Source organism: Streptomyces sp. JL2001 (genome assembly GCF_050917515.1).
GTDB lineage: Bacteria > Actinomycetota > Actinomycetes > Streptomycetales > Streptomycetaceae > Streptomyces.
Window position 1 is genome coordinate 6,855,086 of sequence record NZ_CP169421.1, and the last position, 21,232, is coordinate 6,876,317.

Consider the following 21,232-nt stretch of genomic DNA (forward strand, 5'->3'; position numbering starts at 1 on the left):
CCCCTCCCCGCGCGAGTCTCGAAGCACCGGCACACGCAGTCGGCACGACGCACGAGGAGCTGAGAGATCATGAACACAATGGCCCACGCGGGACCCGGCCCCTGGGTCCTCTTCTTCCCCCTCGTCTGGGCGGCCGTGATCGTCACCGTGGTCACCGTGCTGCGCCGGACCGGACGCATCGGCCCCTCCCGAGGCCGGGGCCCCTGGGGCCGCCCGGCCCACGACGAGCGGTCCCCGATCGCGCTCCTGGGCCGCCGCTTCGCCGGCGGAGAGATCGACGAGGACGAGTACTGGCGCCGGCTGACCGTCCTGGAGGAGCAGTTCGGCCGCTCCGCCGGGTCCGAGGGGCGCGCGCGATGAGCACGTCCGCCTCCACGGAGACCACCCCGGTCCCGGACACCACCCGCGCCGCCGCGCGCGTCGTCGACGCCGTGAAGGTCTACGGCGACGGCGACACCGAGGTCAGGGCCCTGGACGGGGTGAGCGTCGACTTCCCGGCCGGACGCTTCACCGCGATCATGGGCCCCTCGGGCTCGGGGAAGTCGACCCTCATGCACTGCGCGGCCGGGCTCGACACCCTCACGTCGGGGGCGGCCCTCATCGGGGACACGGACCTCTCCACCCTCGACGACCGCCGCCTGACCCTGCTGCGCCGCGAACGCGTCGGCTTCGTCTTCCAGGCGTTCAACCTGCTGCCGACCCTCACGGTCGCCGAGAACATCACGCTCCCCCTGGACCTGGCCGGCACCGCCCCCGACCGGGAGTGGCTGGAGGTGCTGATCGACACCGTCGGCCTGCGCGACCGCCTGCACCACCGGCCCGCCGAACTCTCCGGCGGCCAGCAGCAACGCGTCGCCGTCGCCCGCGCCTTCGCCGGCACGCCGGACGTCGTCTTCGCGGACGAGCCGACCGGCAACCTCGACTCGCGGTCGGGCGAGGAGGTCCTGCGCCTGCTCGGCCGGGCGGTGCGCCGGACCGCCCGTACGGTCGTCATGGTCACCCACGACCCGGTCGCCGCCGCCCACGCCGACGAGGTGGTCTTCCTCGCGGACGGCCGGCTCGTCGACCGGATGCCGGAACCCACCGCCGAGCGGGTCCTCGACCGCTTGAAGGCCTTCGACGGCGGCACCCGTACCCAGGAGGCGAGGTCGTGACGACACGCCGCGGCACCCACCGCACGGACGACGGGACCCCTGCCGGGGTCGGCGCCCCCACCCGCCCCGCGAGCCCCGCCCGTGCCTCGCTCCGGCTCAGCCTGGCCGGGCTGCGCGCCCACCGGCGGCGCTTCGCCGGCACGTTCACCGCCGTCCTGCTCGGCGTCGCCTTCCTCACCGGCACCCTCGTCATGGGCGACACCCTGCGCGCGAGCTTCGACTCGCTGTTCGGCACGGCCGGGGCCGGCACGGACGCCGTCGTCCGCAGTACCGGCGTGGTCACGGTCGCGGGGGAGGGGCAGGGCACCCGCAGCCGCGTCCCCGCCTCGCTCGCGGACCGGATCGCCGCGGTGCCCGGTGTCGCCGCGGCCGTCCCCCGCATCGAGGGCGCCGGCCGGCTGGTCGGCGCCGACGGCGACCCCGTCGGCGGCCAGGGCCCGCCGACCCTCGCGGGCAACTGGATCGAGGACCCCGTCCTCAACCCGTACGCCCTGGCCGAGGGCCGCGCGCCGCGGACGTCCGGCGAGGTCGTGGTCAACCGCGGCGCCGCCGAGGCCGGCGGGCTGTCCGTGGGCGACACGACGACGCTGCGCACCCCCGACCCGGTGAAGGTGACCGTGGTGGGCCTGGTCACCTTCGGGGGCGAGGACGGCATGGCCCAGGTCACCTACACCGGCCTGACCCGCGCGGACGCCGAGAAGTACCTCATGCCGAAGCCCGGCGAGGCGACGGACATCCTCGTCCGGGCTGGCCCCGGCACCTCGCAGCAGGAGCTCGTCGACGCCCTGAACCCGGTGCTTCCCGAGGGAGCCGAGGCCGTCACCGGTCAGCGGGTGGCCGAGGAGAACACGGAGATGATCTCCGGCCGGTTCCTGACCCTCTTCACCACCTTCCTGCTGGTGTTCAGCGGGGTCGCGCTCCTCGTCTCCGTCTTCTCCATCCACAACACCTTCGCGATCGTCGTCGCCCAGCGGACCCGGGAGAACGCGCTGCTGCGCGCCCTCGGCGCCTCCCGGCGTCAGGTCGTCGGCGCGACCTTCGCCGAGGCCGTGGCGGTCGGTCTGGCCGCCTCCGCCGCCGGACTGGCCGGCGGGATCGGCATCGCGGCCGGCCTCCAGGCACTGTTCCCGGCCATCGGCTTCCCCTTCCCCGAGGGCCCGTTGGTGATCGGCGCCCTGTCGATGGCGCTGCCGTTCGCGGTCGGCCTCCTGGTCTGCGCCGGCTCCGCCCTGCTGCCCGCCGTGAAGGCCGGACGCACGGCGCCGCTCGCGGCGCTGCGGGAGACGGCCGTGGACGACGCGGGTGCCTCCCGGGCGCGGACCCGGGCCGGTTCGGCGCTGCTGCTCGGGGCGGTGGCCCTGGTCCTCGGCGGCGTCCTGCCGGCCCCGTCGCTGTGGCTGGCGGCGACCGGAGCGGTCCTGGCACTCACGGCGTTCGTCGTACTCGGCCCGGTGGCCGCGTCGTACGCGGTACGGCCCCTCGGGGCGCCGCTGCGCGGGGCCAACCGAGGGCTCGCCCGGCGCAACGCGCTGCGCAGCCCGAAGCGGACCGCCGCCACCGCGACCGCGCTGATGATCGGCGTCGCCGTCGTCTCCCTCTTCACCGTCTTCGGCGCCTCGCTCAAGGCGACCATGGACCAGACCGTCTCGCGGTCCTTCGCCGGTGACCTGGCCGTCGGCACCCCCTCGTTCGGCGCGGGCGGCAACGGGCTCAGCCCCCGCCTCGCACCGGCGCTCGACCGGCTGCCCGAGGTGGAGAACGCCGTCGGTCTCGGCCGCGGCGTGGCGGAGATCGACGGCCGGGGCCGCGCCCTGACGGTCACCGACCCGGCCGCGCTCGCCCGTTCCCTGGACCTGGGCGCCGTCGACGGCTCACTGGGCGGACTCGGCACGGACGGCATCGCCGTCGCCGCGGCGGAGGCGGAGAAGTCCGGACTGCGGCCCGGCAGCACCACCCGGGTCGTCTTCACCGACGGCAGCCGGCACGCCTTCACGGTCCGCGCCGTCTACCAGCGGTCCGAACTGGCCGGGGACTACGTCCTGACCCGCGAGGCATGGGCCCCGCACCGCGGGCAGGACGCCGACACCCTCGTCGCCGTGAGCCTCGCGGACGGCGTCTCCGCCGACGCGGGCAGGGCGGCCGTCGAGCGGACCGCCGCGCGGTACGGCGACCCCGAGGTGCAGAACCGCGACGAGTACGCCGCCACCTCGGCGAGCGGCATCGACATGATGCTGACGCTCGTCTACGCGCTGCTGGCCCTCGCCGTGCTGATCGCCCTGCTCGGCATCGCCAACACGCTGACCCTCGCGGTCCACGAACGCACCCGTGAGCTGGGCCTGTTGCGGGCCGTGGGCCAGACCCGGCGGCAGTCGAGGGCCATGGTCCGCTGGGAGTCCGTCCTGGTCGCGGCCTTCGGGACGGCGGGTGGGCTGGCCCTGGGCGGCTTCCTCGGGTGGGTGCTGGTCGAGGCGTCCGACGGGGCGAGCGACAGCGCGTTCGCCTTCGCCGTCCCGCCCGCGCAGCTCGCCGTCGTCGCACTGGTCGGGCTGACGGCGGGCGCCCTGGCCGCCTGGCGGCCGGCCCGCCGGGCCGCACGCCTGGACGTGTTGCGGGCGATCGCGACGGAGTGACGTCCCGGGGGCGGCGCACGCCGGGTGAGGTGCGGGCGGTACGCGCCGCCGGAGCACCCGGCCGCCCCGGACCGCCCCGGAGGGTGTGTCCGGGGCGGCCGGCCGTCATCACGGAGGGCTCGTACGGGCTCGGGTGCCGGACGGAGGGCATCGTAGGGGTGCGGGCCGGGTGAGGCCGGCGCGTACCGCCGTCCGGGTGAGCGCTCGGCCCACCCGTCCGCGTCTCAGCTCGCCAGGACCGACCTGGCGGCGGCCGGGGCGCGGGCCGGCACCGTGGGGGTGCCGAACTCGATGCCGTCCAGACTGCTGCCGTGGGATCCCCGGTAGCGGGTGTGGCCGATGAAGGGGCCCTCGGTCGTGGCGCCGTAGACGGCGTGCGACCGGGAGGGGACCGCGGCCGCCGGGACGGGAGCCGGGAGGGTGAACCAGACGACCTTGCCGGCCTCCCCGTGCGTCCGGATGCCCCAGCTCTCGCTGAACGCCTCGATGATGGCCAGTCCACGGCCCGAGGTGGCGAGGTCGTCGACGGCCCCGGACGCGGGACCCCCGGCCGCCGTACCGCCGACGGCCGGTATTCGCGGGTCGTGGTCACGGACGGACACGGTGAGGCGGTCGAGCAGCAGCTCGATCTCCACGGTGCACCGCTTGTCCGGCTGTGCGTGCCGGTGGACATTGGTGAGGAGCTCGGTGACGCCGAGCGCCGCGTGGTCGACCAAGGCATCGAGATGCCAGTAGCGCAGATGCGCCGATACGATTCTGCGGACCTGACCGATCCGCGACGGCAGGGCTTGGAGCTCCACCGTGCAGTGCCTGCTGGGCTCGCTGATCACGGCTGCGACTCCCCGAAGTAGTCCGGAAGAAGACGAAGGATCGGATCTTTCATGCGCTGCGCACGGCGGCGGCGGGCTGGTTCACAGCGTCACCACCGATCAACCCTCAGTGAGGTGGTTCCAGCGTGAGCCAGTGGTGACCGGCCCGCAACTTGCGGCGACCCGCCGCAGGTCACCCACGCTTCAGACGTTCCCGCCCCGCCGCCCGGCCGCCTTTTTCAGCGCGTCGAGGAAGCGCCCCGGTCCGGAGTCGCGGTCCTGCGGCCCGTCCATGGTCAGGCGGTAGCGCGTGCCGTTGACCGTGGCCACGGTCTCGTCCGGCTTCGCGAACCACGGACGGCCCGCCCGCACCGCGTCCACCGGTGCGCTGTCGATCTCGCTGCCGTAGCTGGTCAGCAACGACAGCCTGCCGTCCTCGATCCGGACCTCGCCCGCCCTGGTCAGCGACCGGGGCCAGCGCTCGATCCGAACCCCCGTCGCGGTGAACTCGGGCTCCGCCATCACTCTCCGCCCCCTTCGTGCCGGTTCCTCCGACCAGTGTGCCGGGCGCGCGCCGGGTGCACCAGAGGCCCTTCTGCAAGCGACTCCTATGGACCCCCAAAGTGAACGTTTGTGCAGGTGAGGGAGTTATCTTCGGCAGTGGAAGACCTTGTGGCCACGGCTTGGAGAGCGACGCATGAGCACCACGGAGAACAGCGCGGCGGACGGTGCGGGCAGCACCGGCGCGGCGAACACCACCCCGTCGGTCACCGGCACGGCGACCTTCGTCCCGTCCGTCACCGCCCCGGCGACCGTCGACATCGACCGCAGCGACCCGGCGTACCGCGCCTGGCTGAAGGAGGCCGTCCGCAAGGTCCAGGCCGACGCCAACCGGTCCGCCGACACCCATCTGCTGCGCTTCCCGCTCCCGGAGAAGTGGGGGATCGACCTCTACCTCAAGGACGAGTCGACCCACCCCACCGGCAGCCTCAAGCACCGGCTCGCCCGCTCGCTCTTCCTCTACGGCCTGTGCAACGGCTGGATCCGCCCCGGCAAGCCCGTGATCGAGGCGTCCAGCGGCTCGACGGCCGTCTCCGAGGCGTACTTCGCCAAGCTGATCGGCGTGCCCTTCATCGCCGTGATGCCCCGCACCACCAGCCCCGAGAAGTGCCGGCTGATCGAATTCCACGGCGGCCGGTGCCACTTCGTCGACGACTCCCGCAAGATGTACGAGGAGTCCGCGGCCCTCGCCGCACAGACCGGCGGCCACTACATGGACCAGTTCACCTACGCGGAGCGGGCCACCGACTGGCGGGGCAACAACAACATCGCCGAATCGATGTACCAGCAGCTGAAGCTGGAGCGCTACCCCGAGCCGGCCTGGATCGTGGCCACCGCCGGTACCGGCGGCACCTCCGCCACCATCGCGCGCTACGTCCACTACATGCAGCACGACACCCGCATCTGTGTCGCCGACCCCGAGAACTCCTGCTTCTTCGACGGCTGGACGCGCAACGACCCGTACGCGACGTCCGACTGCGGCTCCCGCATCGAGGGCATCGGCCGGCCCCGCATGGAGCCCAGCTTCGTGCCCGGCGCCATCGACCGGATGATGAAGGTCCCCGACGCGGCCAGCGTCGCGGCCGTCCGCGCCCTGGAGGCCGCGATCGGCCGCAAGGCCGGCGGATCCACCGGAACCGGTCTGTGGAGCGCCTTCAAGATCGTCGCCGAGATGGTCGAGCACGGCCGCACCGGCAGCGTCGTGACCCTCATCTGCGACCCGGGCGACCGCTACCTCGACAAGTACTACTCCGACGCCTGGCTGGCCGAACAGGGCCTGGACATCGCGCCGTACGCGGCCGCTATCGACCGCTTCCTGGAGACGGGTGCCTGGCCGGAGTGAGCCGGCGGTCCAGGCGGCGCATCGCGTCGCGGAAGGACCAGCCGACGCCCGGCCGTGCCAGCCGCATCGCGAGGAGGTACGGCGCGGGGCCGTCCACCGCCATCGTCCAGCGCACCCGGGTGCCCGGACCGGCGGGGGACAGGCTCCACTCCTCCACCATGGCCCGTACGGCGGGCGCGTTGGTCTCGTCCACCCGGTAGGCGTACCGGACGTCGGGTTCGGCGGCCATGATCGTCTCCTGGAAGGACACCCCGCCCCGCAGCGCGACCGTCCGGCCGGCCCCGCCGGCGGTCGGCCGGGCCGAGGCCACGGCCGTGAACCAGGCGGGCCAACTGCCCACCTCCTCCGCCAGCGACCGGTAGACGGCGCCCGGCGGGGCCGCCAACTCGGCGGTGAACACCAGGCGTCCGGGCGCGGACGCGACGAAGTCGATCTCCACCGGCCTGAGTCGGCGTGCCATGGACCGTACCTCCCCAGCAGGTGTGGTGCCGATCGTGTCGGGCTCCGGGCGCCCTGGATCCCGCCCCCGGGCGGACGACGCCGCTCTCCGGACGGGACCCGGGAGCGGGCCGGAGTGCGCACACCATAGTCGCCGGCCCGTCAGATGCCCAGCAGTCCGTCCATCACCCGGCCGAACAGCCGCCGTCCCGCGAACGCGAGCACCGGATCGACGAGACGCGGCACTCCGCGCACCCGCAACTCCTCGCACCAGACCACGCGCGAGCCGCCGTCCGCCGTGCCGTGCACCTCGATCACGGCACGGCCCAGGACCACCCGGCCGCGTTTCTCCAGCCCGCACACGCCCGGCCGTCCCGGCTCCGGCGGCTCCCAGCGGACGACCTCCATCACGTCGTCGACGCCGAGCCGCCCGATCGCCGTCCGGGCCACGAAACGGGTGCCCACCCCGGGCGTGCCCGCGGTCAGCAGCCGGGTCGAGGTCAGCGGCACCCGCTCGCCGTGCGCCGGCCAGTCCGTGAGCCGCCGCCACGCGTCCCCGGCCGGCAGACCCGTGACACGTTCGATCCGGAAGGAGCTCACCGGCCGTCGCCCTCGGCCCGCTCCCGCTCGCCGGCCACCACCAGCCCCGGCAGATGCTCCGCCATCTCCGCCCGGGTCCGCGCCGACAGCCCCGCGTCCGTCACCAGCGCGTCCACCTCGTCCAGCCGGGCGAACGAACTCAGCCCGACCGTCCCCCACTTGGTGTGGTCCGCCAGCACCACGACGCGGCGCGCGGAGCGCACCAGGCGCCGGTTCGTCTCGGCCTCCGCCAGGTTCGGCGTGGACAGGCCCGCCTCCACCGAGATCCCGTGCACGCCGAGGAACAGCACGTCGAAGTGGAGCGAACGGATCGCCTGGTCGGCCACCGGGCCCACCAACGCGTCCGACGGGGTCCGCACCCCGCCCGTCAGGACCACGGTCGCCGCGCCCGGGCGGGCCTCACCGGAGCCGGGCCGGCGTGCCGCGTGGAAGACGTCCGCCACCCGGACCGAGTTGGTCACCACCGTCAGATCCGGCACGTCCAGCAGCTGCGCCGCGAGCGCGAACGTCGTCGTACCCCCCGAAAGGGCGATCGCCGTACCGGGCGCGACCATCCGCGCGGCCGTCCGCGCGATCTCCTCCTTGGCACCCAGCTCCAGAGCCGACTTGGCCTCGAACCCCGGCTCGTGCGTGCTCGTCTCGACGACCGGCACCGCGCCGCCGTGCACCTTCTCGACGACCCCCTGCCGCGCCAGCGCGTCCAGGTCCCTGCGGACGGTCATGTCCGAGACGTTGAGCCGTCGTGTCAGCTCGTTGACCCGGACACCGCCGCGTCGCCGCACCTCGTCCAGGATGAGGGCGCGCCGCTGCTCCGCGAGGAGGTTCTGCTGGTCGCTGACCACCGATGACGGTCCTTCCGAAGGGGACTGGGGGATTGGCGTCGGATTCCGTGAGAGGTCGTGCACGGACGCCCGGCCTTCCGCGATCCTGTTGCCTGCCGTCGAATCCTCCCACCCAGAGAGCGAGACACCGAAGTGTCCCCTGCCACACCGTCCCCGAAGCACGGGGGCGCGGCGCTGGAGCTCCTCGTCCACGGTGTCGGCGGGGCCACGCCGCAGGACATGCTGGACGACCCGCGGACGGTGCGGGTGACCGGCGACGCGACCGCCGCCATGTACCGGCGCTGCGACGACCTGGACGCCGAGGACCACCCGGAGCGCTACGCCGAACGTCCGGTCCCGGAGGCGTACTGCTGGTCCAACCTCACCTCCGGCAACGGCGCCCGTGCCCTGTGGCTGCTCCTCCTGCCCTTCATGGTCGCCAACCTCGCCCACTGGATGCGCCCGCCCGCCCCGGACCGCCCGGGTCTCGTGCGGCTGTACGGGGTGCTGGTCCGGCTCGTCGCCCTCACCCTCACCGTGCTGCTCACCGCCGCCGCGTGCGAGGTCGCGCTCGACCTGACGGCCTGGCAGTGCGCGGGCGACGCCGCCTGTGCGCAGGACCGCTCCTGGCTCGGCTTCCTCTCCGCCGAACGGGGCGGCTGGTGGTCCCAGCCGGGGCGCCGGCTCGCGCTCGCCGCGGTCGTCCCGGCCGCGCTCGTCGGCCTGCTCTGGTACCTCTCCAACCGGACCTGGAGCGCCTACGAGGCACAGCGCCCGCCCACCGCCCACGACGACACCCCGCCCCTCGCGGAGCCCGCCGGATCACCCTCCGGACGCGGCGAGTCGGCCGACCCGGCCACGGACGCCGACCCCGGGGCCGAGGCGGACGACGAACCCGCCGGGTCCCCGGAGGCCGCCCTGCCGACCGAGCTCCGTCCCGCCCTGGGACGCCGCGGATTCTGGTACGGCCGGCGCCTCGTCGCCCGGCTGCGCGCCGCCCACACAGCCGCCGGGTTCCTGACCGTCGCCGCGGCCCTCACCGGCGCCACCGGCCGCCACGACCGGGCCACCGCCCCCGACGCGCTGCGCACGGACTTCGGCTGGGGGCTGCAGGCGGCCGTCGTCGTCCTCGCGGCGGTCGTCCTCTGGGTCGTCTGCCGCCGCGGCCGCAGCGAGAGGCGGCTCGACCTGCGCCTCGAACGGGCCCTGGTGGCATGGCTGCCCTGCGCCTCCCTCCTGCTGCTCGCCCTCGCGGTCCCGCACGCCTGCTGGTCCCGCCCCGAGTGGCGCTCCGCCGGCACCCTCCCCGGCGACACCACCTTCGGGGCCCTCACCCTGGTCCAGGGCGGTCTCGTCGTGGCCCTCGGCGCGGTCGCCCTCCTGCTCCACCGCCGCCGGCCCGAGTCCCGCACGGCGCTCCACGGCCTCGGCGGCCCGGCGGTCGCCATGCTCGCCTGCGCCCTGGGCGGCGTGATGTCCGGAGGCGTCGCCCAGCGCGTCGCCGACTGGCTGGACGGCTCGGCCACCCCGGGCATGGGCGACGGCTCTCCCATCGGCCCGCCCGTGCTGCTGAGCTGGCAGGCGTCCGTCATCCCCGTGCTGCTCGTGATGCTGCTCGCGCCGGCCGTCCTCCTCGCCGTACGCACCGCACGCGCCGCCCGCCGCCTCGGCCCCGTCGTCGAGGCCGCGTACGCGACGGTCACCCCGGACCCGGTGCGCACCGGGCGGATCGCCGCGACCCGGGCCCGCGCCGGCCTCACGGACTTCGCGCCGCCGCTCGTCGGCATCGTCTCCGGAGCCACCCTGTTCCTGGGCGCCGCTTCCGTCGCCGGGGCCTGGATCGGCGGAGCCGTGCCGGGACGCGCCTTCGAGGGGGCCCACCCGGCGATCGCGTCGGCCGCCGACACCGCCCAGTCCCTCGGCTCCTGGATGATCGGCTTCGGCTTCATACTGTTCGTCACCTGGGGCCGACGCGCCTACAAGGACGCCTCCGCGCGCCGCACCATCGGCATCCTCTGGGACGTGGGCACCTTCTGGCCCCGGGCCGCGCACCCCTTCGCCCCGCCCTGCTACGCCGAGCGGGCCGTTCCGGACCTGACCTGGCGGATGAGTTCCTGGACCCGCCACACCGGCGGCCGGCTCGTCATCTCCGGCCACTCGCAGGGCAGCGTCCTGGCCGCCGCCGCGGTCTGGCAGCTGCCGCCGGCGACCCGCAGGCGGGTCGCGCTCCTCACCTACGGCTCACCGCTGGAACGGCTCTACGGGCGTTGGTTCCCGGCCTACTTCGGCCCGGGACCGCTGCGCGGCCTGCACCGCACGGTGCACTGCTGGAGCAACCTCCACCGGGCCACCGACCCGATCGGCGGCCCCGTACGAGTGCCGGCGGAGGGGGACCGGCCGGCGGTCGACCGTCCCGTCCTCCTCGACCCGGTCGAGTACGGCCGCACGCAGGCCCACCCGCTGCCCGAACCGATCCTGGGCCACTCCGACTACCAGGCCGATCCGGTCTTCGCCGCCGAACGGGCCGCGCTGCTCGACCGGCTGCCGCCCGCCCTGCCGCGACAGCGCGGCACCGCCCGCACCGATCAGGGGAGTTCCGGCAGGTCCTCGGGATAGAGCAGGGTCAGGTCGTCCGTGCTCGCGTCGGCGAGCACGGCGACCCGGCCGGCGTGCCGCTCCACCATCGACTCGAACGTCTGGCGCGCGGTGCGGCCGTTGCCGAACGCCGGGCCCTTGGGCAGCTCGGTGAAGTACTTGCGCAGCGCCTCGGCGGTGCCCTCCGCGAGCCGGTACTCGTGCTCGTCGGCCTGCTGCCCCACGATCCGCAGCAGCTCGTCCGGCACGTAGTCGCTGAAGCTGATGGTCCGGGAGAACCGGGACGCGACACCGGGGTTGACCGTCAGGAAGCGGTCCATCTCGGCGGTGTAGCCGGCCACGATCACCACGACCGCGTCCCGGTGGTCCTCCATCAGCTTCACCAGGGTGTCGATCGCCTCCCGCCCGAAGTCCCGCCCCGAGTCCTCGGGGGACAGGGCGTACGCCTCGTCGACGAACAGCACGCCGCCGCGCGCCCGGTCGAAGGCCTCCTGGGTGCGGATCGCCGTCGAGCCGATGTGCTCGCCGACGAGGTCGACCCGGGACACCTCGACGAGGTGCCCGCGTTCCAGCACGCCCAGCGAGGCGAGGATCTCGCCGTAGAGCCTGGCCACGGTCGTCTTGCCGGTGCCGGGGTTGCCGGTGAAGACGAGGTGGCGGCGCACGGAGGCGGCCTTGAGTCCGGCCTCCTGCCGCCGGCGGCCGACCTCGATCATGTTGGTGAGCGTGCGGACCTCGTGCTTGACGCTCTCCAGGCCCACCAGCGCGTCCAGTTCGCCCAGCACGTCGTTCGAGGAACGCGCCGGCTCCGGCGCGGGAGCGGGCGGCGGGGCGACCGCCGCCGTACGCGGCACGGGCACGTTCCCGAGCAGGCCCGGCGTCTGCGTGGCCGTCAGGACGGTCGCGCCCGCGCTGTCGGCCGGAGCCTTCCGCACCCCGCTCTCGTCGCTCGTGCAGTCCTCCACCACCGGGCCGCCGTTCGCTCCCTCGCCCGCCGAGCCGCCCTCGGCGAACTCGTACCCGCGCCGCGCCGACCGCTCCGTGCGGCAGCCGCGCAGCGTCGAACGGCAGCCGTCCATCACGTGGAAGCCGTAGCCGCCGCTGCCGGTCACCCGGCAGCCGACGAAGGAGCCGCGGCCTTCCGCCGACACGTAGAAGCCGGCCTCGGCGGGCGAGGTGACCGTGCAGCGTTCGATCGTGGGGTCGGCGCCCTTGGTGACGATGACCCCGGTCTGCACGCCGTCGATGGTGCAGCCCGCCAGGGTGCCGCCGCTGCCGTGGTCCCGGAACCAGGCGCCGGTGGACGCCTCCCGGATCCGGCAGTCGTCCAGCTGCGCGGTCGCCCCGTCGCTCACCGAGACGGCGGTGTTGCGCACCTGCGACAGGTCGCTGTCGACGACGTCGGCCCGTGAGCCCCGGTCGAGGACGAAGAGGGCGTCCGGCACGTCGTGCACCCGGCAGGAGTCGAGCACGGCGGTCGCGCCGTCGCTCACCCAGACCGCCGGGTAGTCGCCGGTGCTGTCGTGGATCTCGCACTGGTTGGCGTCGACCCGGGTCCCCGGGTCCCACACCGACAGGCCGTTGCGGCCGAAGCGGCGCACGGTGGAGCGGGTCAGCGTGAGCACCGAGCGCGAGCGCAGGTCCACCGCGTTCTCGGGGATGTCGTGGATGTCGCAGTCGGACAGCGTCAGCACCGCGTCCGTGTCCAGCGTGATGCCGTCGGCCGAAGTGCGGTGCACCGAGGAGTCGGAGAGGTGCGCGGAGGCCCGGGCGGCGATCTGGAGACCGGTGCCCTTGATCTCGTACACCTCGCAGCCGACGGCCTCCAGGCCGCTGCCTTCGCCGTTGACGGTGATCCCCGCACCCGAGGCGTGGTGGATCCGGCAGCGCTCCAGCCGGGGATGCGCCCCGCCGCGGACCGAGACCCCGGACTGGCCGGCCGCGACGACCTCGCACTCCTCGAACACCCCGCCCGCGCCGTCGAGTACGGCGATACCGACGCCCGCCGGGTTGTCGACGGTGCAGCGGCGGACGGTGGGTCTCGCGGCGCCGCGCACCTCGATGCCGGCCGCCGAGCGGGTCACGATCCGCAGGTCCAGCAGCTCCGGCGTGCCCTCCTCGACGAGCACCGCGGGCGCCGCCGCGTCCTGCCCCTCCACGTGCAGGTCCTGGAGCGTCGCCGAGGCCCGGAGGGTCAGCGGCACGCCGTCCACCGGAGCGATCCGGACCGGCCCGGCACCGCCTTCGGGCCCGCGCAGGGTGACGGCCCGTCGGATGACGAGGTTCTCCCGGTACGTGCCGGGGGCGACGGTGAGGACGTCCCCGTCGGCGGCGGCCTCCAGGGCGGCGGCGAGGGAGGCGTACTCGCCCGTGCGGCGTCGCCACCGCGATGTGCCGGTGTGCGTCACCTGGACCGTGCCCTGTGCCATGGGTGTGCTCTGCCCCCGCCTCATGCGTCGTCGCTGATCCGATGCCCCACCGTAGCGCGCGCGGAGGGGCCGGGTTGACTGGTCAGCTGCCCGCGCCCGTACGCCCCCAGTCGGGACCGGCCTTGGCCCAGGCGCGGTCGAGGTGTTCGTACCGTCGCTGTACGAGCCGCCGTACGACCAGCCGCCGTGAGGCCTCCACGAAGACGGCCGCCAGGGCCGTCGCGAGGAGACCGACGACGAGGGCGTGCGCGCGGGCCGTTCCGGACTGCATCGGCGGGGTCGCCGGGCGCCCGCCCCGGTCGGTCCACATCGGGAAGGTGTCGCCCGGATCCGCGAGCTCGCGCCGGGTGGAGACCGTGCCCGTCCGGGACGTCCCGTCGGGCGCGGTCCAGCGGGCCACCACGGCCCGCCGCAGGGGCTCCTCGCCGTCGGAACCGGAGCTGTGCAGACCGGACGCGGGGGTGTCGGCGGCCCGCACCACCCGTGCGGTGGTCCGCTGCCGCTGCTCGTGCTGGGTCCGCGCCGCCTGCTGGAGCGAGGCGTCGGTCCGTGCCCCGGCGGTCCAGCCGACCGCGGGTACGGCGAGGGCGAGCAGGACGACGGCCACGAAGGCGACCCACGCCTCGATCAGATCGGTCCTCCGGCGCAGGGGATTGTGTCTCCAGCGCCAGATCCCGGTGACTGCGCGCACACGCTCCGCCCCCTTGCTCGTCCGGGCTGCCGCACCCGGTGCGACAGCTTCCCCAACGAGTGTGACCCGGTGGTGGGTTCCCCGCGCGCCGGGCGGACCGGCGCGCCCCCTCCGCCCGTGCCCGCCGGGGCGTGACGGCGCAGGTGAGGGGGGTGGTGAGGCGGTCGCGGGGGATCAGTCGAGGATCTTGACCTCGTCACCGACCCGGATCGTCCCCACGTGCTCGGGCACCAGGTTCTGGCCGAAGATCAGCCGGTTGCCGTCCTTGCGGTGCCGGGCCAGCGTGCGCAGGGGTTCCTTGCCGCGCCCGGCGGTCTCCTGGTCGGTGGTGGTCACCACGCAGCGGCCGCACGACCTCGCGACGCGGAAGGAGACCTCGCCGATGGCGAGCCGGGTCCAGTCGTCCTCGGCCCAGGGGGCCGTGCCGTCGATCACGACGTTCGGCCGGAACCGGTTCATGGGCAGCGGGCCCTCCTCGGGATGGTCGCCCCGGGCGATCAGCGAGTTGAGGGCGTCGAGGGAGGCGACGGTGGTGACCAGCAGCGGATAGCCGTCCGCGAAGCTCACCGTCTCGCCGGGGAGCGCGTACTCGGGGTCGATCGGGCGGCGGTGTGCGGGGTCGTCCATGTGCACGAGGCGGACCTCGGTGTCCAGGTACGCGCTGAACCACGCGTCCGCCGCGGCCCCCGCCGGGACCGCCTCCACGGGAGTCTCGAAGACCTCCACCCGAATCGTGGACGACGGCCGCGGCACCTCGATCGTCAGCGGCTCCCGGCCGGGCGCGGACACCCTGAGGGCGTCACCCGGCAGCAGCTCGGCCGAGGCCAACGCCATCTGCGGATGACGGCGTTGGGTCACGACCTTGCCCGACGCGTCCACGACGGTCCAGCGGCGGTCGCCGGCCAGTCCCCATGGCTGGACGTCCGCGGCGAGGGGCGCGAAACCGCGCATCGCCTTGACCGGGTGGACGTGGACGGAGCGCACAACAGGAATCGGCATGCCGTCATCCTGCCAGCCGCTCCGTACCGGGAGTCGGTCAGTACCCTCTGCCCTGGTACGGGCGGTTGTAGGGGTCGTCGTACGGGGCCTGCGCCTGGACGGGACGCGAGGCCGCGGGGCGCATCGCCTCGTACCCCGTGGTCATCGGGCGCTGCGGCTGCTGCTGCTGGCCGCCCGGGTATCCGCGGGGGACCTGCTGCTGCGGGATGTACGGAGCCGGGGCGTGCTGCAGCGGCACGGGGGCCATCTGCTGCGCCGGCTGCGGGTAGCCGTACGAACCGCCGCCGCTGTAGGCGGGGGCCTGATGGACGGGAGCCGCCGGGAGGGCGGGCAGGGCCGAGGGCAACGCCGGCAGGTAGCTGTTGCCGGTGTCGTAGACGGAGGGCACTCGGATCGGTGCGATCTGAGGCGTGCCCCGCTCAGCGACCAGGGAGTCGTAGATCGGGGTGTCGGGGAACGACGGCGCGGTGTAGTAACCGCCTCCGTAGGTGGAGCGGGGGGAGGTCATGGCACATAAGTTAAGCCCACGATGTGCTGGTTGGGGAGCCCGATAAGAGGGTTGTTTGACGGGTTCTGAGTGACCGTCGATCCGTAATGCGATCGAACGTGACAAAAACGGTCGCCCGAAGAGGCGTCGATCTTGAAAACCCGAGCTGAGGAGGGGTTACCCACGGGTCGGCCCGGTGTGCTCGGCGTGACCGGCATTAGGTTGACGTAAAGAAATCCTGATGGGCGGGAGCCGTGATGGGGGCGAGCATGTCCATGCTTAAAGGGGCCAATGTTCCGGTGCCGGCACGTGCGGTGCGCGTGGAATTGGGCTGGCGTTCAGGCGCGGGCGTCCCGGACGTCGACGCGTCGGCGCTACTCCTTGTGTCGGGGAAAGTGCGCTCCGACGCCGACTTCGTTTTCTACAACCAGCCGGCGCACGCTTCCGGCGCCGTCCGGCACGAGGGGAAGCGGACCGCGGGCGACGCCGTGACCGACGCCCTCCGGGTCGAGCTGGACCGGGTCGAGCCCGAGGTCGAGCGGATCGTGCTCGCCGGCTCGGCCGACGGCGGCACCTTCGGACGGGTGCCGGGGCTGTACGTCCGGGTCACCGACGCGGACGGCGGGACGGAGCTCGCGCGCTACGACAGCGCGGACGCGAGCGTCGAGACGGCGTTCGTGCTCGGCGAGCTCTACCGGCGCCAGGGAGCGTGGAAGTTCCGGGCGGTGGGACAGGGGTACGACTCCGGCCTGGCGGGCCTGGCGACGGACTTCGGGATCACCGTGGACGAGCCGCAGCACGCGGCCCCTCCGGTCCCCGCCGCACCGCCCGTCACCGTGCACCCGCCGGTCCGGCCCGCGGCGCCCGCCCCGACGGCCCCGCCCGCCGGCCCGTCGCAGCCGGTCCGGCTCACCAAGGTCACCCTGACGAAGGAGGCCCCGACGGTCTCCCTCGCCAAGCAGGGCGGCACCTCCGGCGCCATGCGCGTGAACCTCAACTGGCAGATGCGCAAGCAGTTCACCGGCTGGGGGGCCAAGCTGGGCCGGGCGGTCGCCCAGCACGCGGACCTCGACCTCGACCTGTGCGCCCTCTACGAGCTGACGGACGGCCGCAAGGGCGTGGTGCAGGCGCTCGGCAACGCCTTCGGCGCGCTGCACCAGCCCCCGTTCATCCTCCTCGACGGCGACGACCGCACCGGGGCTTCCTCCTCGGGCGAGAACCTCACCATCAACCTCGACCACAAGGACAAGCTCAGCCGGGTCCTCGTCTTCGTCACCGTCTACGAGGGCGCCCGCAGCTTCGCCGACCTGCACGCCACCGTCACGCTCCAGCCCCTGCACGGAGCGCCCGTCGAGTTCTCCCTGGACGACTGCACCGTGCCGTCCACCGTCTGCGCGCTCGCCCTGATCAGCCGCGAGAACGGAGACCTCGTCGTCCGGCGCGAGGCCCGCTACCTCGTCCCCGCCCGCGGGGTCAGTCCGCAGCGGACCGTCGACCAGGCGTACGGCTGGGGCATGGACTGGACACCAGGGCGCAAGTGACGGCCGGCCCGCCGACCGCCGGCGGGCCGCGGGGCGCCCGCCGGCCGGCCGGTCACCGCCGGTCAGGTGCCGCCTCGGGGCGGGCGTACGTCCGCCCCTTCCAGGCCGCGCCCCGCCCCCGGTAGTGCTGGACCGCCGAGTCCACCGTCATGAACAGATAGAGGAGAGCGGTCACCGGCAGGGTGGGCGCCAGGGAGAGCGGCTGGCCGTAGTAACGGAGCATCGGCACGTACGTCCCCGCCATCACCGCCCAGGCCAGCCCGCCGGCGAGCGCCGCCACCGGATCGCCGCCCGCCAGCCCGGCCAGCAGCGTCACCGGCGGCGCGAGGTAGACCAGCGCGAGCCCGGCCACCGTGCCGGCGAGCAGCAGCGGATTGTGCCGGAGCTGCGCGTACGCCGACCGCGACACCATCCGCCACAGATCCGCGAGACGGGGATAGGGCCGCACGCTGTCCACCCGCTCCGCCAGCCCCAGCCACACCCGCCCGCCGGACCGCCGCACCGCGCGGGCCAGCGACACGTCGTCGATCACCGCCTGCCGGATCACCTCCGGCACCCGCGCGCGGACGGCGGTCCGCGTCCGCAGCAGCACGCAGCCGCCCGCCGCGGCCGTCGCCCGGGGACGCCGGGCGTTGATCCAGCGGAACGGATAGAGCTGCGCGAAGAAGTACACGAAGGCGGGCACGATCAGCCGCTCCCACAGCGTCGCCACCCGCAGCCTGGCCATCTGGGACACCAGGTCGAAGTCCTCGGTGACCGCCGCCTCCACCAGCAGCCGCAGACTGTCCGGCTCGTGCGCGATGTCCGCGTCGGTCAGCAGCAGGAACTCGGGACCGCGGGTACGGGCCAGCGCCATCCCGTGCCGCAGGGCCCAGAGCTTCCCGGTCCACCCCGGTGCCGGCTCGCCGGGCGACACGACGGTCAGCGGCAGCCCTCCGTACCGCACGGCCAGCTCGCCCGCGAGCTTCCCCGTGCCGTCCGTGCTGCCGTCGTCGACGAGCACGATCTCCGCCTCGCCCGGATAGTCCTGGGTGAGCAGCGACGGCAGGCTCAGGGACAGCACCTCCGCCTCGTCCCGGGCCGGGACGACGATCGCGACCCGGGGCCACGGCAGCGGCCCGGATCCCGACCCGGTCTCCTCCGACGGCGGTCGCGCCCCGCCGTCCTCCGGTCCCGGGCGCGCGGACGCACCGGCCCGCGGACCGCTGCCCCGTACGGACCGGCGTCCGCCGCCCGGCAGACGCTGGTCCGTACGCCAGAAGAAACCCTGACCCAGCAGCAGCCACCCCCAGGCGGCCAGCGAACCCATCGCGATCCAGGCAGTGGCGCTCATTCGTCGCAGTCTGCCCCAGATTGCCGGGGGCGCAAGGGTGGTCGGCTAGGGTGACCGGGTGAAGATCGCGCTCATGGACTCCGGAATCGGCCTGCTCCCCGCGGCGGCGGAGGTACGCCGTCTGAGGCCGGACGCCGACCTCGTCCTCTCCTCGGACCCCGACGGCATGCCCTGGGGCCCGCGCACCGCCGAGGACCTCACCGAGCGTGCGCTCGCCGTCGCGCGGGCCGCCGCCGCGCTCGGTCCGGCCGCCCTGATCGTGGCCTGCAACACCGCCACCGTGCATGCCCTGCCGGCCCTCCGGGCCGCGCTGGAGCCGGACATCCCGGTGATCGGGACGGTGCCGGCGATCAAGCCGGCCGCCTCGGCCGGCGGCAAGGTGGCCATCTGGGCGACCCCGGCCACCACCGGCAGCCCGTACCAGCGCGGCCTGATCCGCGACTTCGCCGAGGGGGCCGACGTCACGGAGGTGTCCTGCCCCGGGCTCGCCGACGCCGTGGAGCGCGCCGACGCGGAGGGGATCAAGCGCGCGGTGGCCGCCGCCGCCGCACTCACCCCGCGCGACGTCCGCGCCCTGGTGCTCGGCTGCACCCACTACGAACTGGTCGCCGAGGAGATCCGCGCGGCGGTGCAGCACCCCGACCTTCCCCCGGTGGTTTTCCACGGCTCGGCCGGGGCAGTCGCGGCACAGACGCTGCGCCGCATCGGTGCCGGGGCCGCGCCGGACGCCGACGCCACCGGCGGGCTCACCGTACTCCTGAGCGGCCGCACCGCGACGCTTCCGGAACCCGCGCTGCGCTACGCCGAGGGGCGCCTGCTGAGGGCCGTGAGCCCCGCACGCTGACGCCCGTCCCACCAGCCCCGGCCGGTCCACGGCCTCGGGTCCTGTCCCGACGGAGAAGAGCCGGCCGAAGGGGCGCCGCGTACGCGGAACGTGAGTAGGCTGCCACCCATGAGGGACGAATCCCGACATCTCGACCCCACGGGCACCGGAGGACCGGTGCCCGAGAGGTGGACCGGCCGCGCCACCAACCGACTCCAGTGGGTGCCCGCCGTCGCCGGCGTCGCCTGCATGGTCCTGGGCATCACCCTGGCCGTCGAGGCGCCCTGGACCTCCGGCGTCGCGCCGCTCCTGATGGCGGTGATCGGCTGTGTCGCGGTGGGCCTGCTGGTGCTCTTCGGCACCCTCGCCTTCGTCCACGTGGAGGTACGGGTCGACGACCGTGCGATGGAGGTCCGCTGCGGTCACATGGGCCTGCCGCGCCGCCGCATCCCGCTCTCCCACGTGGTCGGCGCCGACTTCGTCCCCCAGGTCACCCCGCGCGAGTGGGGTGGCTGGGGCTGCCGCTGGCGCCCCGAGAGAGGGACCGCCGTCATCGTCCGCCGGGGCGAGGCCCTGCTGCTGCGCCTGGGCGACGGCCACACGTTCACCGTGACCGTCGACGACGCGATGGCCGGGGTCCGGGTGATCCGCGAGCTGCTCCGCCGCGCGACACCGACCGGCCCCGCCGGCGCCTGACGCCGTCGCCCCGCGTCACGGACGGTCGGGCCGGGTCCGGGGGCGCGGACGGCCGGGCCGGGTCCAGGAGCGCGGACGGCCGGGTGCGGTCGGGAGTCGCGGACGGCTGTCGGGTCGGGTCCGGGGGCGCGGACGGCCGGATTCAGTCCGGAGCGGTGGCGGTACGGGCCGTCGCCAGTCCGGCGAGCAGCCCGGCGCCCACCGTCACGGCGGTGAAGCTGAGCGCGTTGCCCACGGTGGCCAGCGCCGCCAGCGCCGTGAGGGTGGCGCCCGCCGTGAGCACCACCGCCGTGGAGCGCGGCGAGGCCCACAGGGCGCACACCAGCCACGCGTACACGCCTCCCAGCAGGACGACGCCCGGCACTCCCTGCTCGGCCGCCTGCTGAAGGGGCGCCGAGTGCGGAGTGCCGTCTGCGAGCGGCTCCTCCAGGGACGTCCGGCTCAACGTGCCGAAACGGTCCGGGCCGCTTCCCAGCACGGGGTTCTCCCGGGCCTGGTCGATCGCGTCCTGCCACAGTCGCACCCGGTGAGGGGTCAGCGGGCCCTCCAAGGAGACGGTCAGCCCCTCGGGCAGCGCCTCCTCCGCCACCGCGAACGAGGCCCCGACGGCGACGCCCGTCACCAGGACGAGCCCGGCGAGCCCGAGGAACCGGTGCCGCATCCGTACCGCCGCCGCCGAGCAGAGCCAGACACCGAGCGCCGCCACGAAACCGGCCACGGAGCCCAGGGCGAGCGCCACCCCCGCCACGGCCAGGCCGAGGACGCGCAGCGCCGCCCGGGCGGGCGGCGAACCGGCCGCCGACGCAGCGCAGCAGGCGGCGCCCGCGGCGAGGACCAGCAGGGCGGCGGCCGCGCCGGTCGGGCCGAGCGGTACGGCGGCGGCGGGAGTCGAGCCCGGGACACCGGACCCGGACGCGAGCGCGAGGGCCAGTGCGGCGAGGGAGGCGGTGGCGGCGGCCGCGACCGGCAGGAGGGAACCGCAGATCCGGCCGCAGGCGTACCCGGCGGCGAGGGCGAGCACCGCGAGGAGGACGCCCTCCGGGCGCGCGTCCCGCCCGGTCGCGCTGACCAGCGCCCACAGCGTGCAGCCGCCCAGCACCAGCACCCCGGCGACGTCCGGTGCCCGCCCGTGTGCGCGCACGGCGGCCCGCTCAGTCGCAGGAGCAGCCATCCCGTCGACCCCCCGTCGACCCCGATCAGTCCGGCGGACACCGTAGCGGCCGCGCTCCCGGTTTGTGGAGGGCTGGTGCAGAAACGATGTGGCAGAAAGGTACGGAGCCGCC

At 74.6% G+C, this 21,232-nt stretch carries 19 protein-coding genes; 8 read left to right on the forward strand and 11 right to left on the reverse strand.

From position 1 onward, the window contains the following. Positions 1–69: 69 nt before the first annotated feature. The 3 genes from ACE1OA_RS30685 to ACE1OA_RS30695 all read left to right on the forward strand — a co-directional run bounded on the left by ACE1OA_RS30685 (position 70) and on the right by ACE1OA_RS30695 (position 3,784). Positions 70–360, forward strand: coding sequence for an SHOCT domain-containing protein (locus ACE1OA_RS30685; RefSeq protein WP_432753696.1), 291 nt, complete (start codon positions 70–72; stop codon positions 358–360). Then, on the forward strand, positions 357–1,154 hold the full coding sequence (locus ACE1OA_RS30690; RefSeq protein ID WP_356779285.1) for an ABC transporter ATP-binding protein: 798 nt from the start codon (positions 357–359) through the stop codon (positions 1,152–1,154). Before ACE1OA_RS30685 ends, ACE1OA_RS30690 begins: the two co-directional genes overlap by 4 nt. A 101-nt stretch (positions 1,155–1,255) precedes the next feature. Beyond that, positions 1,256–3,784, forward strand: coding sequence for an FtsX-like permease family protein (locus tag ACE1OA_RS30695; protein WP_432754111.1), 2,529 nt, complete (start codon positions 1,256–1,258; stop codon positions 3,782–3,784). A 224-nt stretch (positions 3,785–4,008) separates the two neighbouring features. Here ACE1OA_RS30695 and ACE1OA_RS30700 read toward each other — a convergent pair whose 3' ends face one another. Both ACE1OA_RS30700 and ACE1OA_RS30705 read right to left on the reverse strand, forming a co-directional pair. After that, positions 4,009–4,614 carry an ATP-binding protein gene (locus ACE1OA_RS30700; RefSeq protein WP_356602180.1) on the reverse strand — a complete coding sequence of 202 codons (606 nt, stop codon included), beginning with the start codon at positions 4,612–4,614 and terminating at the stop codon, positions 4,009–4,011. Between the two features lie 183 nt (positions 4,615–4,797). Further along, on the reverse strand, positions 4,798–5,115 hold the full coding sequence (locus ACE1OA_RS30705; protein WP_356602178.1) for a hypothetical protein: 318 nt from the start codon (positions 5,113–5,115) through the stop codon (positions 4,798–4,800). 175 nt (positions 5,116–5,290) lie between these two features. Here ACE1OA_RS30705 and ACE1OA_RS30710 point away from each other — a divergent pair, with 175 nt between their 5' ends. Beyond that, positions 5,291–6,496, forward strand: coding sequence for a PLP-dependent cysteine synthase family protein (locus tag ACE1OA_RS30710; RefSeq protein WP_386542077.1), 1,206 nt, complete (start codon positions 5,291–5,293; stop codon positions 6,494–6,496). On the opposite strand, the gene ACE1OA_RS30715 is transcribed toward ACE1OA_RS30710, so the two are convergent. From ACE1OA_RS30715 to ACE1OA_RS30725, 3 genes are all read right to left on the reverse strand, one after another. Then, a complete protein-coding gene (locus ACE1OA_RS30715; RefSeq protein WP_432753697.1) occupies positions 6,456–6,956 on the reverse strand; it encodes an SRPBCC family protein in 501 nt (166 codons plus the stop codon). The two genes, ACE1OA_RS30710 and ACE1OA_RS30715, sit on opposite strands and share 41 nt — an antisense overlap. Positions 6,957–7,096: 140 nt before the next feature. Next, a complete protein-coding gene (locus tag ACE1OA_RS30720) occupies positions 7,097–7,534 on the reverse strand; it encodes an SRPBCC family protein (protein ID WP_432753698.1) in 438 nt (145 codons plus the stop codon). Further along, entirely contained in the window at positions 7,531–8,376 is an 846-nt protein-coding gene (locus tag ACE1OA_RS30725; RefSeq protein ID WP_356779283.1) for a DeoR/GlpR family DNA-binding transcription regulator, read from the reverse strand. Before ACE1OA_RS30725 ends, ACE1OA_RS30720 begins: the two co-directional genes overlap by 4 nt. Before the next feature lie 132 nt (positions 8,377–8,508). Here ACE1OA_RS30725 and ACE1OA_RS30730 point away from each other — a divergent pair, with 132 nt between their 5' ends. Further along, the gene (locus tag ACE1OA_RS30730) at positions 8,509–10,971 is read left to right on the forward strand and encodes a hypothetical protein (RefSeq protein ID WP_432753699.1); all 2,463 of its coding nucleotides are present in this window, start codon (positions 8,509–8,511) and stop codon (positions 10,969–10,971) included. On the opposite strand, the gene ACE1OA_RS30735 is transcribed toward ACE1OA_RS30730, so the two are convergent. The 4 genes from ACE1OA_RS30735 to ACE1OA_RS30750 form a co-directional block, all read right to left on the reverse strand. After that, positions 10,941–13,379, reverse strand: coding sequence for a right-handed parallel beta-helix repeat-containing protein (locus ACE1OA_RS30735; protein ID WP_356602166.1), 2,439 nt, complete (start codon positions 13,377–13,379; stop codon positions 10,941–10,943). The two genes, ACE1OA_RS30730 and ACE1OA_RS30735, sit on opposite strands and share 31 nt — an antisense overlap. Positions 13,380–13,461: 82 nt before the next feature. Continuing rightward, entirely contained in the window at positions 13,462–14,070 is a 609-nt protein-coding gene (locus ACE1OA_RS30740; protein ID WP_356779281.1) for an Rv1733c family protein, read from the reverse strand. Positions 14,071–14,244: 174 nt separating this feature from the next. Further along, the gene (locus ACE1OA_RS30745; protein ID WP_356602162.1) at positions 14,245–15,069 is read right to left on the reverse strand and encodes an MOSC domain-containing protein; all 825 of its coding nucleotides are present in this window, start codon (positions 15,067–15,069) and stop codon (positions 14,245–14,247) included. A 37-nt stretch (positions 15,070–15,106) separates the two neighbouring features. Further along, a complete protein-coding gene (locus tag ACE1OA_RS30750; protein WP_356602160.1) occupies positions 15,107–15,577 on the reverse strand; it encodes a DUF6643 family protein in 471 nt (156 codons plus the stop codon). Between the two features lie 236 nt (positions 15,578–15,813). Here ACE1OA_RS30750 and ACE1OA_RS30755 point away from each other — a divergent pair, with 236 nt between their 5' ends. Then, on the forward strand, positions 15,814–17,097 hold the full coding sequence (locus tag ACE1OA_RS30755) for a TerD family protein (RefSeq protein WP_432753700.1): 1,284 nt from the start codon (positions 15,814–15,816) through the stop codon (positions 17,095–17,097). A 52-nt stretch (positions 17,098–17,149) separates the two neighbouring features. Here ACE1OA_RS30755 and ACE1OA_RS30760 read toward each other — a convergent pair whose 3' ends face one another. Further along, a complete protein-coding gene (locus ACE1OA_RS30760) occupies positions 17,150–18,430 on the reverse strand; it encodes a glycosyltransferase (protein WP_432753701.1) in 1,281 nt (426 codons plus the stop codon). A 58-nt stretch (positions 18,431–18,488) separates the two neighbouring features. Here ACE1OA_RS30760 and ACE1OA_RS30765 point away from each other — a divergent pair, with 58 nt between their 5' ends. Beyond that, positions 18,489–19,274, forward strand: coding sequence for a glutamate racemase (locus ACE1OA_RS30765; RefSeq protein ID WP_432753702.1), 786 nt, complete (start codon positions 18,489–18,491; stop codon positions 19,272–19,274). Positions 19,275–19,382: 108 nt separating this feature from the next. Further along, positions 19,383–19,949 (forward strand): hypothetical protein, encoded by a 567-nt coding sequence (locus tag ACE1OA_RS30770; protein WP_356602154.1) that lies wholly within the window; start codon positions 19,383–19,385, stop codon positions 19,947–19,949. 142 nt (positions 19,950–20,091) lie between these two features. Here the strand turns inward: ACE1OA_RS30770 and ACE1OA_RS30775 are convergent, their stop codons facing one another. Then, positions 20,092–21,120 (reverse strand): O-antigen ligase family protein, encoded by a 1,029-nt coding sequence (locus ACE1OA_RS30775; RefSeq protein ID WP_432753703.1) that lies wholly within the window; start codon positions 21,118–21,120, stop codon positions 20,092–20,094. Positions 21,121–21,232: the final 112 nt, after the last annotated feature.

Bases quoted from the DNA above. Each gene is read 5' to 3' on its own strand.
- ACE1OA_RS30735 (WP_356602166.1), bottom strand. From the start codon at position 13,379: ATGGCACAGGGCACGGTCCAGGTGACGCACACCGGCACATCGCGGTGG.
- ACE1OA_RS30750 (WP_356602160.1), bottom strand. From the start codon at position 15,577: ATGACCTCCCCCCGCTCCACCTACGGAGGCGGTTACTACACCGCGCCG.
- ACE1OA_RS30775 (WP_432753703.1), bottom strand. From the start codon at position 21,120: ATGGCTGCTCCTGCGACTGAGCGGGCCGCCGTGCGCGCACACGGGCGG.
- ACE1OA_RS30715 (WP_432753697.1), bottom strand. From the start codon at position 6,956: ATGGCACGCCGACTCAGGCCGGTGGAGATCGACTTCGTCGCGTCCGCG.
- ACE1OA_RS30690 (WP_356779285.1), top strand. From the start codon at position 357: ATGAGCACGTCCGCCTCCACGGAGACCACCCCGGTCCCGGACACCACC.
- ACE1OA_RS30770 (WP_356602154.1), top strand. From the start codon at position 19,383: ATGAGGGACGAATCCCGACATCTCGACCCCACGGGCACCGGAGGACCG.
- ACE1OA_RS30685 (WP_432753696.1), top strand. From the start codon at position 70: ATGAACACAATGGCCCACGCGGGACCCGGCCCCTGGGTCCTCTTCTTC.
- ACE1OA_RS30755 (WP_432753700.1), top strand. From the start codon at position 15,814: ATGGGGGCGAGCATGTCCATGCTTAAAGGGGCCAATGTTCCGGTGCCG.
- ACE1OA_RS30705 (WP_356602178.1), bottom strand. From the start codon at position 5,115: ATGGCGGAGCCCGAGTTCACCGCGACGGGGGTTCGGATCGAGCGCTGG.
- ACE1OA_RS30710 (WP_386542077.1), top strand. From the start codon at position 5,291: ATGAGCACCACGGAGAACAGCGCGGCGGACGGTGCGGGCAGCACCGGC.
- ACE1OA_RS30760 (WP_432753701.1), bottom strand. From the start codon at position 18,430: ATGAGCGCCACTGCCTGGATCGCGATGGGTTCGCTGGCCGCCTGGGGG.
- ACE1OA_RS30745 (WP_356602162.1), bottom strand. From the start codon at position 15,069: ATGCCGATTCCTGTTGTGCGCTCCGTCCACGTCCACCCGGTCAAGGCG.